General features: G+C 69.5%; 15 protein-coding genes and 1 pseudogene. 11 read left to right on the top strand and 5 right to left on the bottom strand.

Annotated elements, in window-relative coordinates:
- The 6 genes and pseudogenes from D7Y13_RS45835 to D7Y13_RS25915 all read left to right on the top strand — a co-directional run.
- Window positions 1-766, top strand: a pseudogene (locus D7Y13_RS45835) (M56 family metallopeptidase); the annotation flags it as partial.
- 86 nt (window positions 767-852) lie between these two features.
- Window positions 853-2,568 (top strand): aldehyde dehydrogenase family protein, encoded by a 1,716-nt coding sequence (locus D7Y13_RS25935; protein WP_120585205.1) that lies wholly within the window; start codon window positions 853-855, stop codon window positions 2,566-2,568.
- Between the two features lie 81 nt (window positions 2,569-2,649).
- Window positions 2,650-3,822 (top strand): tetratricopeptide repeat protein, encoded by a 1,173-nt coding sequence (locus D7Y13_RS25930; RefSeq protein ID WP_120585206.1) that lies wholly within the window; start codon window positions 2,650-2,652, stop codon window positions 3,820-3,822.
- A gap of 73 nt (window positions 3,823-3,895) precedes the next feature.
- On the top strand, window positions 3,896-4,447 hold the full coding sequence (locus D7Y13_RS25925) for a hypothetical protein (protein WP_120585207.1): 552 nt from the start codon (window positions 3,896-3,898) through the stop codon (window positions 4,445-4,447).
- Window positions 4,448-4,613: 166 nt separating this feature from the next.
- Window positions 4,614-5,027 (top strand): hypothetical protein, encoded by a 414-nt coding sequence (locus D7Y13_RS25920; RefSeq protein ID WP_147444451.1) that lies wholly within the window; start codon window positions 4,614-4,616, stop codon window positions 5,025-5,027.
- Between the two features lie 18 nt (window positions 5,028-5,045).
- Window positions 5,046-5,480 carry a hypothetical protein gene (locus D7Y13_RS25915; protein WP_120537522.1) on the top strand — a complete coding sequence of 145 codons (435 nt, stop codon included), beginning with the start codon at window positions 5,046-5,048 and terminating at the stop codon, window positions 5,478-5,480.
- A gap of 12 nt (window positions 5,481-5,492) precedes the next feature.
- Here the strand turns inward: D7Y13_RS25915 and D7Y13_RS25910 are convergent, their stop codons facing one another.
- Genes D7Y13_RS25910 through D7Y13_RS25900 form a run of 3 tightly spaced genes read right to left on the bottom strand, consistent with a single transcriptional unit; the run spans window position 5,493 to window position 9,122 of the window.
- Window positions 5,493-6,554, bottom strand: a complete 1,062-nt coding sequence (locus D7Y13_RS25910; protein ID WP_120585208.1) for an SDR family oxidoreductase — start codon at window positions 6,552-6,554, stop codon at window positions 5,493-5,495.
- Window positions 6,555-6,582: 28 nt separating this feature from the next.
- Window positions 6,583-7,719 (bottom strand): cyclic nucleotide-binding domain-containing protein, encoded by a 1,137-nt coding sequence (locus tag D7Y13_RS25905; RefSeq protein WP_120537524.1) that lies wholly within the window; start codon window positions 7,717-7,719, stop codon window positions 6,583-6,585.
- Window positions 7,716-9,122: a cation:proton antiporter gene (locus D7Y13_RS25900; protein ID WP_120630797.1), complete on the bottom strand. Its 1,407-nt coding sequence runs from the start codon at window positions 9,120-9,122 to the stop codon at window positions 7,716-7,718. Before D7Y13_RS25900 ends, D7Y13_RS25905 begins: the two co-directional genes overlap by 4 nt.
- A 179-nt stretch (window positions 9,123-9,301) precedes the next feature.
- On the opposite strand from D7Y13_RS25900, the gene D7Y13_RS25895 reads away from it, so the two are divergent.
- Window positions 9,302-10,063 carry an ABC transporter ATP-binding protein gene (locus D7Y13_RS25895; protein ID WP_120585210.1) on the top strand — a complete coding sequence of 254 codons (762 nt, stop codon included), beginning with the start codon at window positions 9,302-9,304 and terminating at the stop codon, window positions 10,061-10,063.
- Window positions 10,060-10,863: an ABC transporter permease gene (locus D7Y13_RS25890; protein WP_120537760.1), complete on the top strand. Its 804-nt coding sequence runs from the start codon at window positions 10,060-10,062 to the stop codon at window positions 10,861-10,863. Before D7Y13_RS25895 ends, D7Y13_RS25890 begins: the two co-directional genes overlap by 4 nt.
- A 7-nt stretch (window positions 10,864-10,870) precedes the next feature.
- Here D7Y13_RS25890 and D7Y13_RS25885 read toward each other — a convergent pair whose 3' ends face one another.
- The gene (locus D7Y13_RS25885; RefSeq protein ID WP_120585211.1) at window positions 10,871-12,037 is read right to left on the bottom strand and encodes a PQQ-dependent sugar dehydrogenase; all 1,167 of its coding nucleotides are present in this window, start codon (window positions 12,035-12,037) and stop codon (window positions 10,871-10,873) included.
- A 205-nt stretch (window positions 12,038-12,242) separates the two neighbouring features.
- On the opposite strand from D7Y13_RS25885, the gene D7Y13_RS25880 reads away from it, so the two are divergent.
- The 3 genes from D7Y13_RS25880 (at window position 12,243) to D7Y13_RS25870 (ending at window position 14,514) form a co-directional block, all read left to right on the top strand.
- Window positions 12,243-12,821: a type 1 glutamine amidotransferase domain-containing protein gene (locus tag D7Y13_RS25880; protein WP_120585212.1), complete on the top strand. Its 579-nt coding sequence runs from the start codon at window positions 12,243-12,245 to the stop codon at window positions 12,819-12,821.
- A 338-nt stretch (window positions 12,822-13,159) separates the two neighbouring features.
- Window positions 13,160-14,077 (top strand): hypothetical protein, encoded by a 918-nt coding sequence (locus D7Y13_RS48170; RefSeq protein WP_370450850.1) that lies wholly within the window; start codon window positions 13,160-13,162, stop codon window positions 14,075-14,077.
- A gap of 173 nt (window positions 14,078-14,250) precedes the next feature.
- Window positions 14,251-14,514 carry a hypothetical protein gene (locus tag D7Y13_RS25870; RefSeq protein ID WP_120585213.1) on the top strand — a complete coding sequence of 88 codons (264 nt, stop codon included), beginning with the start codon at window positions 14,251-14,253 and terminating at the stop codon, window positions 14,512-14,514.
- 24 nt (window positions 14,515-14,538) lie between these two features.
- Here the strand turns inward: D7Y13_RS25870 and D7Y13_RS25865 are convergent, their stop codons facing one another.
- Window positions 14,539-15,378, bottom strand: a complete 840-nt coding sequence (locus D7Y13_RS25865) for a DUF1684 domain-containing protein (RefSeq protein ID WP_439329241.1) — start codon at window positions 15,376-15,378, stop codon at window positions 14,539-14,541.
- Between the last annotated feature and the right edge of the window lie 60 nt (window positions 15,379-15,438).

Here is a 15,438-nt window from a genome sequence, read left to right as displayed (position 1 = left end):
GCCGGTGCTGCCCGCCCTGCCCAGGCTCGCGGCGGCGCCGGTGCCTCCCGCGCCGCCGCTTCCTCCCAGCCCTCCGGACATGGATGACGGCGACACCTTCGCGTACCTCTCCGACGGTCGGACGATGATCTCCGGCTCCTCCGACGACGTGCACCTGGCGCGCACCTTCAAGCAGAAGGGCAAGGACATCATCTTCGTGCGCCGCGCCGACAAGCCCTTCCTGATCCGCGATCCTCAGACGCTCGAACAGGTGCGCAAGCTGATGGAAGAGGCCGGGAGGCTCGGGGATGCGCAGGGCGCGCTCGGACAGCAGCAGGCGGCCCTCGGCCAGAAGCAGGCCGCGCTGGGCCAGAAGCAGGCGGAGCTCGCCTATCCCCAGACGCAGCTGGCCTCGAAGCACGCCGCGCTCGCGCTCAAGCACGCGGACATCGGCGTGGAGCGTGCCCGGATCGCCGCCGCCCGGCGCGACGACACCGACCGCGACGACGTCGAACGCGATCGCCAGGAGGAGGCACTCGACAAGCGCGAGGCGGACCTCGATCGCGAGCGTGAAGGCTTCGACAAGCAGCAGGAGGAGCTCAGCCGGAAGATGGAGGCCCTGGGGGAGGAGCAGGCGAAGCTCGGCCAGGAGCAGGCGAAGCTCGGCGAACAGCAGGCGAAGCTGGCCGAGGAGCAGGCAGGCCGCCACCACGAGCAGTTCAAGAAGGTCATGAACGTCGTTGACGAGGCTATCCGCAAGGGCCTGGCCGAGCCTCTGCCCACCTGAGGACGGAGGGCGCGGCCCCCACGGTGACGGCGCACGCGGGCTTCCCTATACCGGGACCCGGTGTGAAGCCTGTTCCGGAGGTCGCCATGTCCGCCGCCGTCCCGCAGCACACGTCTCGCACCACCATCGACATCCTGGTGCGCCGGGTCCGCGAGGGCTCGGGCGCGTGGGCGAAACTCGCCCTCACGGAGCGGATCAAGCTCCTGGAGGACCTGCGCCGCGCGTACGTCGCCATCGCGGAGCCGAGCGTGCGCGCGGCCTGCGAGGCCAAGGGCATCGACCCCGGCGGGCCTCTCGCGGGAGAGGAGTGGCTCGCCGGGCCCATGGTGGTGGTGCGCAGCCTGCGCCTGCTCGCGGACTCGCTGCGCGACATCCAGAAGCACGGCGTGCCCGTCATCCCCCGCTCGCACCTGCGCACGCTGGAGGACGGGCGGCTGGCCGCGAGGGTGTTCCCCCGCGACCGGCTGGAAGGAATGCTGCTGCCCGGCAACGTGGGCGAGGTCTACTTCCAGCCCGGCGTCACCGCCGACAACCTGCGCGAACACCAGGCGTCGTTCTACCGCAAGCCCCACAAGGGCCGCGTGTGCGCGGTGCTGGGCGGCGGCAACGTCAACTCCATCCCGCCGCTGGACTGCCTCTACAAGCTCTTCGTCGAAGGCACCGTCTGCGTGCTCAAGATGAACCCCGTCAACGCGTACCTGGGCCTCTTCCTGGAGCAGGCCTTCGCGCCGCTCGTCGCCCGCGACGCGCTGGCCATCGTGTACGGCGGCGCGGAGGAGGGCGCGCAGCTCGTGCAGCACGACGCGGTGGACGAGGTGCACATCACCGGCAGCGACCGCACCCACGACGCGCTCGTGTGGGGCCCGCCCGGCCCGGAGTCCAACGCGCGCCGACAGAAGAACGAACCGCTGCTCGCCAAGCACGTGTCCAGCGAGCTGGGCAACGTGTCCCCAGTGGTCGTGGTGCCGGGTCCGTACTCCGACGGAGACCTGCGCTTCCAGGCGGACGACATCGCCGGCATGGTCGCCAACAACGCGTCCTTCAACTGCAACGCGGCCAAGCTGCTGGTGCAACCGAAGGACTGGAACAAGCGCGGCGCCTTCGTGGACCGCATCGAGGCAAGCCTCGCCCGCGCCCCCGTGCGCCGCGCCTACTACCCGGGCGCGGACGAGCGCTGGCGCCAGTTCACCGAAGGCCGCCCCAACGTGCGGCTCGTGGGCACTCCAGGTGAGGGCGACCTCGCGTACGCGCTGCTGCCCGACGTGGATCCGTTGAAGACGCAGGACCGCGTCTTTCGCCAGGAGCCCTGGTGCACGGTGCTGTCGGAGACGGGCCTGCCCGGTTCGGAGGATCCGGTGGCGTTTCTGGAAGCGGTGGTGGCGTTTCTCAACAACACGGTGTGGGGCACCCTCAACGCGACGCTGCTCGTCCACCCGAAGTCCCTCAAGGATCCGAACGTGAAGGCGGCGGTGGAGAAGGCGGTGCGCGAGCTGAGATACGGCACCGTGGCCGTCAACACCTGGCCGGGCGCGGCCTACGCGCTGGGCAGCCTGCCCTGGGGCGGCCACCCGTCCTCGTCGCTGAAGGACATCCAGAGCGGGCAGGGCTGGGTGCACAACGCGTTCATGCTGGAGTCCATCGAGAAGGCGGTGCTGCGCGCCCCGCTCAGGTCCCTGCCCGCGCCCCCCTGGGTGCCGGGACACCAGGGCATGGCGGACCTGGGCCGCAGGCTGGTGGATTTCGAGCAGTCGCCCTCGTGGTGGAAGGTCCCGGGGGTCGCCCTGGCGGCGCTGCGCCGTTGAGGGGGGCGTGAAACATCCGTGAGACCGCTTCGGGGCAGGCGGGGAAGCTGGCTTTCCGGAGGCTCGTGGTAGGTAGGGGACATGGCATCCAGGTACGCACAAGAGGGTGGTCAGCTCCTCCAGCAGGGCCAGCCCGGGGAGGCGGTGAAGAGCTTCCAGAAGGGGCTCTCCATCGACCCGAAGGACGTGGACTGTCTGATGGGATTGGTGCGCACCCACCTGAGCACCGGGGCCGCCCGGGATGCCGAAGGGGCCGTGACGCGACTGTTGCAGGTGCAGCCGGAGAACACCGAAGCGCAGGCCCACCTGGCGATGCTCAAGGCGCAGGCCGGGGACCCGGTGGCGCTGGTGACGCTCAAGGCGCTGGCCGCCGCGCCCACCGCCGGCTATTTTGAACGCTTCAACCTGGGCACGCTCCTGTCCGAGCGCGGTGACCTGGACGGCGCCAAGGCCGCCTTCGAGGCCGCGCAGGTGGTGGCGCCCCAGAGCGTCTACCCGCACTTCGAGCTGGGCCGCATCGCGGTGCAGCGCAAGGACACGAAGGCCGCGGTGGAGCACTTCCAGCAGGCCGCGGCGCTGGCGCCCCAGGAAGCCCTGCCGTTCCTGATGCTGTCGCGCGCGCACGCGTCCAACGGCGCCGTGGGCCTGGCCATCTCCGCGGGCGTGCAGGCGCTGGAGCACGCGCAGGGCAAGACGCGGCTGGCGGTGCTCCAGGACCTGTTCCGGCTGTACCTCCTGGCCAACAGCCAGGAGGCCGCGCGGCGCACCATCCTGGAGCTGCGGCAGATCGACCCCGAGCGCATCCAGTACATCCACCTGCAGGGCCTGTCGGCGATGCTGGCCGGCGAGCTGGCGGAGGCGAAGGGGCTCTTCCAGGACGCGCTCCGGCGCGCGCCCAACCAGTGGGATGTGCGCCACTCGCTGGCGCAGGCGCACGAGGCGCTGGGTGAGCGTGCGGACGCGCGGCGGCTGTTGGAGGAGACGGTGGTGGCGGCCCCGAACGAGCCCGGCCCCACCAACGACCTGGTGCGTCTGTTGATGGGTGACCAGGACCATGCGCGGGCCCGCGTGCTGCTGGAGCGGGTGTTGGCCGCGAACCCGCAGGACGCGCTCACGCACCTGAACCTGGCGCGCGCCACCCAGCCCTTCGACCGGGCGGAGGCCACCCGCCACGCGAAGCATGCCCAGTCGCTGGGCGAGGACGAGCTCGTGAAGACCCAGGCGGCGCAGCTGCTCACGGAACTGGGCGGCTGACGCACCCCGTCTTCCCCGCGCACGCCCCCGTGCCTACCTTCTCGGCCACGGCCCGGGACGGGCAGGGGGACGTATGCGCAAGGCGGAGCAGGCATTGATTGAACAGTTGGAGGCGCGCTTCCGGGAAGTCACGCGTCTGCTCTACGACACGACCATCCCCGCGAGGGTCCTGGACGAAGAGCTGATGCCAATGATTGCCGAGGACGTCACCTTCACGGACCCCTGGCAGAAGGGGGGCGGCAAGGAGACGTACCGCAAGGGCGCGGCGGGCTTCCACTGCATGTTCCGCTTCGACTTCGACATCTTCCAGCTCAACATCCAACTGGAGCCGGATGGGAAGAGCGGCCGGGCCATGGTGGACGGGGTGATGAACCTCAAGCAGTTCGCCTGGCTGTACACCTATCCCCTGCGCACCATCCTGGTGTTCGACTTCACGCTCCAGCGCGGCGAGGACGGCGGCGAAGCGCTTCCGCTCATCCACGCGCACGAGGAGATGTGGAGCTTCGCGGACATGATCGCCAACGTGCCGGGCGTGACGACACTCTACAATGGCTTCCGGAACACCTTCAGCAAGGGCTTCCTGGTGGCCTCCGCCGTGTGCGGTCGCCTCAAGCAGTCTACGTAACGCAAAGCAGGACAGCCCTGTCAGGAACGCAGGGCGTCGGCTGTGCTGGAATCGGGACACGCGTGTCAGTGCACACGCGGTCCTCCCTCGGGGCAGGCAGCTGTCTGCCCATGGGCACAGGCGTTGCTAAGGCGAGCGGGTCCCATCCCTTCGAGGAGGAACCCGCGTGCGACCCAGGCCCTATCCCATCCTGTCGATGCTGCTGGCGCTCACCGCCGCGGGCTGCGAGCCCGGGCTCGAAGCCGCCGGAGTGCGGGAGGCCACGGCCTCGCGGCTCGAGGATGACCGCGTGTCCGTCGCGGTCACCCTGGCCTGCCAGGAGGTCTATGGCCTGCCCAGGGCGGATGGAAAGTGTGATGCGGATGACGACCGCATCTGTGTCTCCGCGCGTTGGTACGCGGCCGACGACCTCCGCTTCGAAAGCCCCCTGACGACGGTGGAGCAGTGCCAGAAGGTCCCCTCCATCGAAGGCATGCAGTTGACGCTGACCTCGCCTGACGCGGTGGCGAAGGACCCGGGCCTGCGAATCCTCATCCAGGCGGATCCCCTCGCGACGGGCATCATCCTCGCCAATCCCTGACAGCTCCTGGAGATGACCATGCACAAGACCTTCATTGCCCTGGCCCTGGGTGGGTTGCTGTCCGCGTGTGGACCGGACTTCGATGTCGTGGGAGTCCGGGCCGCCACCGCGACCCGGGACGCCGACGACCATGTCACCGTGACGCTCGTCCTGACCTGTCTGCCCATCGACGGGTCGAAGCTGGACACCTGTGACGATGAGGAGAAGGGGTGGTCCCAATGCGTGGATGTCGGCTGGTACGAAGGCAGCCCCGTGGGCAAGTCCAAGGACCGTAACGTCGAGGTCCCGAAGTACGTCACGGGGGTGAGCGAATGCGTGAAGGTGTCGCCCGTCGAGGGCTCGACGGTGGCGCTCCGCTCCAAAGAGCCGATTCCTCGGGACGTGCCGCTCTTCATCGCGGTCGACTCGGGCAGTCCCGGGGAGGGGCCCCGGGTCGTCCTCGTCAGCCCGTGACGCGCGTGGGCTTCAGGCGGGGATGAGCTTCTCCGCCTGGAGCTGACGCATCAGCGCGACCATGGCCTCCGTGCTGTCCAGGTGCATCTCCTGGAAGCCGAAGCGGCGCGCCTTGTTCACGTCGAAGAACGCGTCGTTCTCCACGTGGAAGATGAAGTCGCCAAAGGCCCAGTTGGCCAGCTTCTTCAGGCCGTGCGGGTGCAGGCCGTGGCGTTGCGTGAGCGCTTCCCAGACGGGGGATTTGTCCTTCATCGCCTCGGTGAGGGAGAAGGGCTGCGGGTCGGCGCACGCGATGCCGAACGCGTCCGCGATGCGCGGGAAGACCTGGCTCCAGCGGAAGACGTCGCCGTTGGTGATGTTGAAGATTTCGCCCGCGCAGGCTTCATTGAGCGCGGCCCACTCCATGGCCTTCGCGAGCACGGTGGCGTCCGTCACGTTGGCGAGGATGGAGTAGGCGCGCGGCGTGGAGGGGAAGCGCAGCGGCACGCGCAGCGCCTTGCACAGCGACGCATACACGCCGATGAGGTTTCCCAGGTTCATGGGGTTGCCCACGGCGAGGCCCATCATCATGTCGGGCCGCAGGGCGGTCCAGCTCCAGCGCCGGCCCTTGGAGGCGTCGCGCAGGTAGTCCTCCTGGTCGTAGTAGAAGTTGGGCGGGAAGTGGCGCGGGTCGGTCTCCTTCGCGGGCGTCTTGTAGAGGCCGAACTGCGCGCCATACGCCTTGCCGCCCTGGATGAAGGAGACGTGACGGAAGCCCGGCGCGTGCTTCTCCAGGGCCTCCACGGTGTTGCGCAGCAGCGCCACGTTGACGCGGCTCAGCTCCGCGGCGTCCGGGCGCTCCTGGTAGGCGGCGAAGAAGACGTGGGTGACGTCCTTGAGCCACTCCGCCGCGCCCGCGAAGGCGTCCGGCGACAGCAGGTCCAGCGACCGCACCTCCGCGCGCGTGGCGAAATCCGGCGCCCCGCGCGCCACCGCTTTCACTGCCCAGTCCGGCCGGGTGTCCAGGTGCGTGATGAGGTTGCGGCCGATGATGCCGGTGGCGCCCAGCACCAGCGCGGTGTGCTTCGTCGTCATGGGGAGTCCCTCCGCGAAGTGTCTGTCTTCAGCGCCCGAACAGCCCGCGCCGCTTGGGGGGCACCTGCCCGCCCTGCACGCGGGACAGGCGCTGGCCCAGGATGCGGCTCATCTCCAGCGCGACGGCGGGGTTGGCCATCATCACGCCCCGGAAGTCGTCGCGGCCCACCGCCGCCAGCTCGCACGGCGTGGTGGTGACGGCGGTGGCGTTGCGAGGCTCGCCGGTGAGCAGCGCCAGCTCTCCGAAGAAGCCGCCCTGCTTCACCGTGGCCACCGTGTTCCGCGAGCCGTCCTTCATCGCCACCTCGCCGGAGACGACCACGTAGAAGGTCTCCCCCGGGTCGCCCTGGCGGAACAGCTCCGTGCCTGCGGGCTTCTGGAGCAGCTCCGCGCCGCGCGCCACGTTCTCCAACTCGTCGTCACTCAAGGGCGACAGGAAGTCCAGCTTGCGCAGGGTCGTGGCCAGCGAGGACGCCAGCCCCGCGCCCAGCGGCGGCTCCGCCGTGAGGAACTCCACCGCCGTGGCCACCTGCGCGCGCCGCGCCACCAGGATGACCGTGGACCCGGCGCGCAGCTGCGTGTTGCCCTCCGGCAGCTGCGTGTTGCCCTGGGGGTCCACCATCGCGATGAAGATGCACTCGCGCGGGAAGCCCTCCAGGGTGCGCACCTGCGCCACCGTCTGTCCCGCCACCCGGGCGCGGGACGGAATGGTCAGCTCGAACAGGAGCGCGTCGCTGTTGGTGAGCGGCAGCGACCCGGACACCTGCGGAAAGTCGATGGCGGTGGTCATCTTCGCCACCACCACCTCCGCCTCGGCCACCAGCTCCTTCACGCCCGCCAGCCGGTAGGCTTCGCGGTAGTTCGTGTCCAGCATCCGCACCATCAGGCGCGCGCTGGACACCGCGCGCACCAGCATGGTGAACGCCAGGTTCGCCGGGTCGTGCGCCAGCACCGCCGCCGCCACGTCCGCCGTGCTGATGCCCGCCGCCTCCAGCACGCGCGGATTCGTGGCATCCCCGCACACCGTCACCACGCCCACCTCCTCGAAGAGGCGCGCGCAGATGCCAGCATCGCGTTCGATGACCGTCACCGTGTGATGCTCCGACACGAGCCGCGCCGCCAGCGCGCCGCCCACCCGTCCTCCCCCCGCGATGACGATCTTCATGTTGCTCCGTGCTCCTTGCTGTCCTTGCTCGCGCTGCCGCCGTGCAACACCTTCTCCAGGTCCAACATCCGCGCATCCAGGTGCGCCAGCATCTCCTCCGCCGTCGCCTCCGGAATCAGCCCGTTGCGCCGGGCCCCCTGCAACGCCGTGCGCTCCGCGTCGATGAGCCGCCGCCGCATGCTCAGCAGGTCCTTCGCCCCTTCCGCCAGGTGCTGTTCGCTGATGCGCCGCAGCTCCCGCTCCGCCCGGGCGATGTTCACCTGGTACTCGCTGCGCAGGTGCTCATAGGCCGCTCGCGGCAACAGGCCCTGCGTGTGCAACGTCTCCAGCTCCACGTGCGCCGCGCGGCTGGCGATGAGCTTGCCCCGCTGTCCCGCCATCTCCAGCGCCACCTTGTCCTGCTGGAACAACCCCAGCCACTTGAGCGCGCCCGTGAGCGCCAGCCCCTGGCCCACCATGGACACCAGCGTCACGCCGAAGGCGATGGCCACCAGCTGCTCGCGCGCGGGCGTGTTCTCCGGCAGGCCCAGCGCCAGACCGATGGACAGCGCGCCCTTGATGTTGCCCACCAGGAACACGTGCTGCCATCGCAGCGGGATGGACTCCGCGGGCTTGAACAGCTTCAACAGCAGGAAGGGCAGGTAGATGGCCACCGCGCGCCCCAGCACCACCGCCACCACCGCGAAGATGGCGCCCGACAGGTGCACCTCTTCGGCCAGCACATAGGACGCCAGCGCCACGGCCGTCGTCACCATGATCTCCGCGAGCGGATCCTCCGCGCGCCGGATGATGAACCCGCCCAGCAGGCCCATTGCCAGTCCCACCGCCGCGCCGCCCACGGACGCGAGCAGCATGTGCCCGCCAATCGAACCCAGCGTGGGCGTCTGCCCTCCGGCCACCACCGCCGCGATGGCCGTGTACGCCACCAGCGCGGTGCCGTCGTTGAAGAGGCTCTCGCCCTGGATGATGCCCGCGAGCCTCCCTGGCACCGGCGCGCGGCGGAAGGCATAGAGGATGGAGACGGTGTCCGTCACGGCGAGGATGGAGCCCAGCAGCAGCGCGGGCCCCCACGCCAGGTGCAGCATGAAGTGCAGCGCGGCGCCGGTGGCGCCAATCGCCAGGACCATCCCCAGCGAGGACAACAGGCCAATGGGGATGGCGTTGGCGCGGATGCCATTGAGGTCGGCGGTGATGCCACCCTCGAACAGCAACAAAGGCAGACAGATGAGGAACACCACCTGCGGGTTGAGGGGGGGCACTCCGGGGAGCAGGTGGCCTACCGAGATGAGCAGGCCACCCAACACGAGTGCGACGTTGTAGGGCACGCTGGCCCGTTTGGCGGCGATCGCGAGTGCGATGGCCGCCACCATCAGGCCAATGAGGATGGGAACTTCCAGGAGCACATCGACTCCAGCAGGCGCCAGGGGAGGGCGGAGTTTTCCAGAATCACGCGGCCCGTGCACGACCGCCGCATCCTTTTCCGCTCCCCCGTCAGCGGGTGCCCGGGGCCCTGCCCGCCTGCCTTCCCCCAGCGAACGCACGACCTGCCGGGAGGGCGGGCGCGTGGTACAGCAGGGCCGCGATGACCCCTTCTGCTCCGGTGCTCTCCGTCACGTCGCTGAAGAAGGCCTACGGCGACCGCATGGCCGTGGACGGCATCACCTTCGAGGTAGGGCGCCGGGAGGTGGTGGGCCTGCTCGGGCCCAACGGCGCGGGCAAGAGCACCACCATCAACATGCTGCTGGGCGTGCTGGAGCCCACCTCGGGCGCCATCCACATCGAGGGCGTGGACCTGGCCTCCCGCCGCGTGCAGGCGCTGGAGCGCACCAACTTCGCCGCCGTCTACGCGCCCCTGCCCGGCAACCTCACCGTGGCGCAGAACCTGCGCGTCTTCGGCCTCATCTACGGCGTGAAGGGGTTGTCCGCCCGCATCGAAGCGCTGCTCACGGAGTACGACCTGCAGCGCTTCCGCGACACCAAGTGCGGCGTGCTGTCCTCCGGTGAGCAGACGCGCGTCTCGCTGGCCAAGGCCATGCTCAACCAGCCGCGCCTGCTGCTCCTGGACGAACCCACCGCGTCGCTGGATCCGGCCACGGCGGTGGACATCCGCGACCGCATCCGCGCGTTCGCGGCGAAGGGGGACAGCGGCGTGCTGTGGACGTCCCACAACATGTATGAGGTGGAGGCCGTCTGTGACCGCGTCCTCTTCATGTCGCGCGGCAAGGTGCTGCTCCAGGGCGACCCGAAGACGCTGCCCGGCGAGCATGGCCACGACACGCTGGAGGCGCTGTTCATCGCCGTGGCCAACGAACCCCTGGCCCTGGAAAGGCATCCGGCCCCATGAAAGCCAGCCGCATCGCGGGCATCGCCCTGCGCCAGTTCTATCTCTACAAGGGCAACTTCGCGCGCGTCGTGCCGCTGTTCGCGTTCGTGGCCGTGGACATGGTGCTGTGGGGCTTCATGACCCGCTACCTCAACAGCGTGGCCTCGCACGGCCACGACTTCGTGCCGGCGCTGCTGGGCGCGGTGCTGCTCTGGGACTTCTTCGCGCGGGTGATGCAGGGCCTGACCATGGGGTTCTTCGAGGATGTCTGGTCGCGCAACTTCCTCAACGTCTTCGCCACGCCGCTCACCCTGCCGGAGTACGTGGGCGGCCTCGTGCTGACGAGCATCGTGACCAGCGCCATCGGGCTGCTCGTGATGCTCCTGCTGTCCAGCACGGTGTTCGGCCTGTCCTTCGCGGCCTACGGCGTGATGTTCGTGCCCTTCATCCTCATCCTGTTCCTGTTCGGGATCGCGCTGGGCATCCTGGGCAGCGCGCTGGTGCTGCGGCTGGGGCCCGCGGCGGAGTGGTTCGTCTGGCCCATCCCCAGCCTGCTGTCCCCGTTCGTGGGCGTCTTCTATCCCCTGGCCACGCTGCCGGAGTGGATGCAGTGGGTGGGCCGCGCGCTGCCCCCGTCGTATGTTTTTGAAGGCGTGCGCACGTTGGCGGCGGGAGGGGAGTTCTCCGGCGCCATGCTCGGGTGGGGCCTGGGGTTGGCCGTGCTGGACATCGTGCTGGCGGGCCTGGTCTTCCAGTGGGTCTACCGCTACGCGGTGCGCACCGGCCTGCTGGCCCGCTACAGCGCGGAGAGCGTGACCTGAGCTTCCTTCAGCGCCGGATGCGCAGGAGCAGGTCCTTGCGGGGGCCGCAGTCTCCCCGGCCGTCGCAGTTGCTGGTGGTGACGTACAGGTGGCCGTCGGGGCCCATCAGCACGTCGCGCAGGCGGCCGTAGGTGCCGCGCAGGTAGACCTCATGCTTCGCCACGCGGTTGGGTGACTGCGCGTCGAACACCACCCGGTGCAGGTGCCGGGAGGCCAGCGTCCCCACGAGCAGCGAGTCCTTCCACTCCGGAATCGCGGAGCCGGTGTACACGGCGGCGCCGCCCGGGGGCATCGCGTCGTCGAAGGTGAGCGACGGGGTGATGCGGCCCGTCTGGGTTTCGCATGAATAGATGCCGGGCCAGCCCAGGTTGTCGCCGGCCTTCACCACGTTCACCTCGTCGTGCGCGCGGCGCATCGTCTCCCCGCTGGGCCCGTGGTCGGTGAGGTACAGCGTGCTGGCGTCCTTCCAATCAAAGCCTTGCGTGTTGCGCACGCCCAGGAGGAACGCTGGCGACCCCGGAAAGGGATTGTCCTGGGGAATGGCGCCCTCGGGCGTCACCCGCAGCAGCTTGCCCGCGGTGCTCGCGGGGTCCTGGGACAGGTCCGGCTCGCGCGAGTCCCCGGTGCCCACGTACAGCATGCCGTCCGGCCCGAAACGCAGCCGTCCGCCGTCGTGGTACTTCGCGGACGGGATGCCGCCCAGGATGACCCGCTCGAAGGTCGCGCTCGTGCCCTCCGGCGACAGGGTCCAGCGCTCCACCCGGTTCTGCGCCGTCCCGTCCGCTTCGGTGGTGACGTACAGGTAGAACTGGCGGTTCGTCGCGAAGTCCGGGTGCGCGGCGATGCCCAGGAGGCCCCCCTCGCTGCTGCGGGCGATGGGCAGCGTGGCCACGGGCTGCGGTTGGAGCGCGCCGCCGCGCAGCAGGCGCACGCGGCCCGGTCGCTCGGTGACGAGCGCGTCGCCGCCTGGCAGGAAGGCCACGCCCCAGGGGACCTCCAGACCTTCGGCCACCACATCCACGGTGATGGGCACGGTGCCGTCCGGCCCCCAGCCGTCCTCCACCAGGATGCAGTCCGCGGGGGAGGCGGTGCCCTGCGCCTGGCTCTTGCGACAGGCGGAAGCGGAGGCGGTGAGCACCACGAGGGCGGACAGCAGCAGGCGTCGGGAGCGCATGGGGAGGAATCTAGCGTCCCAGGGCGCCGTGCTCCGGGGGCGATGCGCGAAAACGTCAGTGAACGCGCGCCAGGGCCCTGGAAGGGGGGCAGGCGGGCGCACCGCACGACGGGAAGTGGCCCCGCGCGGCGTTGTCTTGGCCCTTGTCGTGGGCACCTTGCTCGGGCGGGTTCAGCAGCATCTTCGCCCAGCAGGAGGCGGTTCCATGGCGCGCATCGCATTCATCGTGGCCAACGATTTCGAGGACTCGGAGTTCAGCGTCCCCTTCGAGAAGGTGAAACAGGCGGGACACGAGGCCGTCATCATCGGCGTGGAGGCAGGCAAGGTCCTCAAGGGAAAGAAGGGGTCGGAAATCACCACGGAGAAGGCGGTGAAGGACCTGAAGGCCACCGACTTCGCCGCGCTGGTGATTCCCGGCGGCTATTCCCCGGACCACCTGCGCATGGACATCAAGATGGTCGGCTTCGTGCGCGACTTCTTCAAGGCGGACAAGCCCATCGCCGCCATCTGCCACGGACCGTGGATGCTGGTGGAGGCGGACATCGCGGACGGCCACACCGTCACCTCGTTCCCCTCCATCAAGACGGACCTCATCAACGCCAACGCGCGCTGGGTGGACCGCGAGGTGGTGGAGGACGGCAACCTCATCACGTCGCGCAAGCCGGACGACCTGGAGGCCTTCTCCGCCGCGGTGCTGCGCCAGGTCCAGAACGGCATCGCCCCGCGCATCGGTACGCCCCAGGCCGCCGAGTCCAACGTGGACCGCGCGCCGCCCATGCACTGATCCACACCGTCACGAACCGTTCGGAACGAAACGACACGCCCCAGGCCCTCGGTGCGCCATGCGTTCCGGGGGCTTGGAGTGTCTGCCTCCCAACCCTCACGCGCCGACGCACCGCGCTGTAACCTGGAGGGTTGGCATTCCGTTGACTTGGAATTGTTCCTTCAGATGAGCCTTGTCGAAGGAGACAGAAACATCTTTAGTGGGTTTCCCGTACCCCAGGGGAGTCAGCGGTTCCCTGATTTTTACAACTGAGTTGCCATTATTCACTTATGCTGTCTATATCTGGTCCGAAGTGACTCGGACGCGCCTCCCCCGCGCGGTGTCCTCGGACCCTCCTCATGAACCTGGCTTCCCGACCCGTGACCTTCCCGCCGCGACAGGTTGTCCGGGCCGTGCTGCATGAAGCCCTGGAGAGCAAGCTGGGGGGAGAGGTGGTGGTGAAGTCCACCACGGTCTCCGGGCGCATCTTCGTGGTGGAGCGCAAGGTGGCGTGGACGGTCCTCACGGGGCCCGGCGCGCGCAGCTTCGCCACGGCGCTCATCGACGCGCGGTTGGTGAACCGCGAAGACGTCGAACAGGTGATGGCGGAGTGCCGCAAGAACGGCGGCAACTTCTGCGAGACGCTGGTGGCCTGGGGCCTGGTGGAGCGCGACACGCTGCGCGACCTGCTGTGCCGACACCTGGGCGGCCAACTGGACGCGCTGCTGGGGCTGACGGAAGTGCAGGCCCTCTTCGTGCCGCAGCCGCGCGCCTACTCCAGTCAGATGACCTTCAAGCTGGAGGAGCTGGCGTCCCCCGCGCCGCCGTCGCCCTCCGAAGCACCCAGGCCGGAAGTCTCGCAGGCCGAAGTCACGCAGTCGCAGGTCCCCCCTCTCGTATTGGAAAGAGAAGCAATGGCGAACGTGAAGCAGGCGCTGGAAGAAGCTCTGAAGATTGACGGGGCCTTCGCGGTCTGTCTGGCGGATGCGAAGAGCGGCATGACCCTGGGCAGCGCCGGTTCCGCGGGGTTCAACATCGAGGCGGCGGCCGCGGGCAACACGGAGGTGGTGCGCGCCAAGATGAAGACGATGCAGCTGCTGGGCATCAAGGACCGCATCGAGGACATCCTCATCACCCTCGGCGAGCAGTACCACATCATCCGGCCGCTCTCGACGCGGGACGGGCTGTTCCTCTACATCGCGCTGCACCGCGCGAGCGCGAACCTGGCGCTGGCGCGCTTTCGTCTGGCGGAGCTGGAGAAGACCATCCAGGTCTGAAGTCCCGCGCCCTGGCGCGAATCCGGCTGTCTGTCTTCCGCCCGTTTCCCTTTCACCCGGGAAGCGGGCGGTGGTGTTTGGGGGCTCCCCTTTCCCGGGTCCGGACCTGTCATGGTCCAACCCCTGTCCCGCGCCGCCGCACCCTCGCGGCGCCGCGTTGCCTGGAGCCACCCATGAAGCGTCTCATCGCCGTCCTCTTCGTCACCGCCTCCCTGTCCGTGTCCGCCAGCGAACCCGCGAAGGCGGCTGCGACGCCGCCCGCCCCGGCCCCCAAGGCGGAAGCCGCGAGCCCGTCCGTGGCGGGGCAGAAGGCGCAGGCCGCCGAGGGCGCGGAGGCCGCGGGCAAGGGCGGCGGCAAGGGTCAGACGGGTGGGAAGGGCAAGGGGAAGGGTCAGGGCAAGGGCAAGTCCGCGGGCGGCGCGGACATCAGCGAGTAGCCGCCCGGGGACGTGAGGCGCGCGTCAGTGATTGCCCGCGCGCTTCTCGCCTGCCTCCACGCGCAATGCCAGACGGTTTCCGCGGGGAGGCAGCGGGCAGGTGGCGAAGGCGGAGAAGGCGCACGGCGGATTGTAGGCGCGGTTGAAGTCCAGCACGACGCGCCCGCTCGGATCCGGCAGCGGCGCGGAGAGGAAGCGGCCGGCGCCGTAGGTGGTGTCCCGGTTCGTCTCGTCGCCGAAGATGATGAACAGCTCATCCGAGCCCTCGTCCTGCACCGGCAGCAGGCGGTACTCCTTGCCCGCCACCGTGAACACGAGCGCTCCGGGCGACGGCATCTGATCCTGCGTGCCCAGCACGTTGGGCACGGTGATGGTGCGTGACGCGGGGTCCGGCACCAGCCGCGCCTCCACCTTCCACGCCGCGCTGGGCGCGTACGTGGGGATGCCGTGGAACTGCTTGCGCGCCGGGGCCTCCGCGTCCTTCACCCGCACGCCCAGCTTGTCTCCCCGGTGGATGACCTGGAAGTTCACGCTGCCCAGGCGCAGCACGTCCGGCGCGCCCTTCTCGTCTGTCTTCAGCGCCCCCCCCGTGAAGGGCTGCCCGTCCTTCGTGAAGACCACGCCCGCCGCCGGCTGGAAGCGCACGGTGGTGCCCTCGCGCACGAAGGTGCCCGCCTTCGCCGGCACCGACGCGGGCAGGCGCACCGTGCTGTCAGGAGCCGAGCCCGCCGTCTGCTCGCCCTCCTTCAGCCAGGTAAGGCCCACCAGCGTCAGCCACCCGTCCTCCTTCGCCAGCTGTTGCACCCGCTGCGCATGCCACGCCTGGGTGGCGGCGACGACGTCCTCCGCCTGCGTCGCCGCCACCCAGGCGTGGCATGCGCAGCGGGTGCAACAGCTGGCGAAGGAGGACGGGTGGCTGACGCT

Origin of the sequence: Corallococcus praedator (assembly GCF_003612125.1) — a bacterium.
Classification (GTDB): Bacteria; Myxococcota; Myxococcia; order Myxococcales; family Myxococcaceae; genus Corallococcus; species Corallococcus praedator.
Note: the sequence above shows the minus strand (reverse complement) of the source record. Positions and strands in the feature narration are given on the sequence as shown.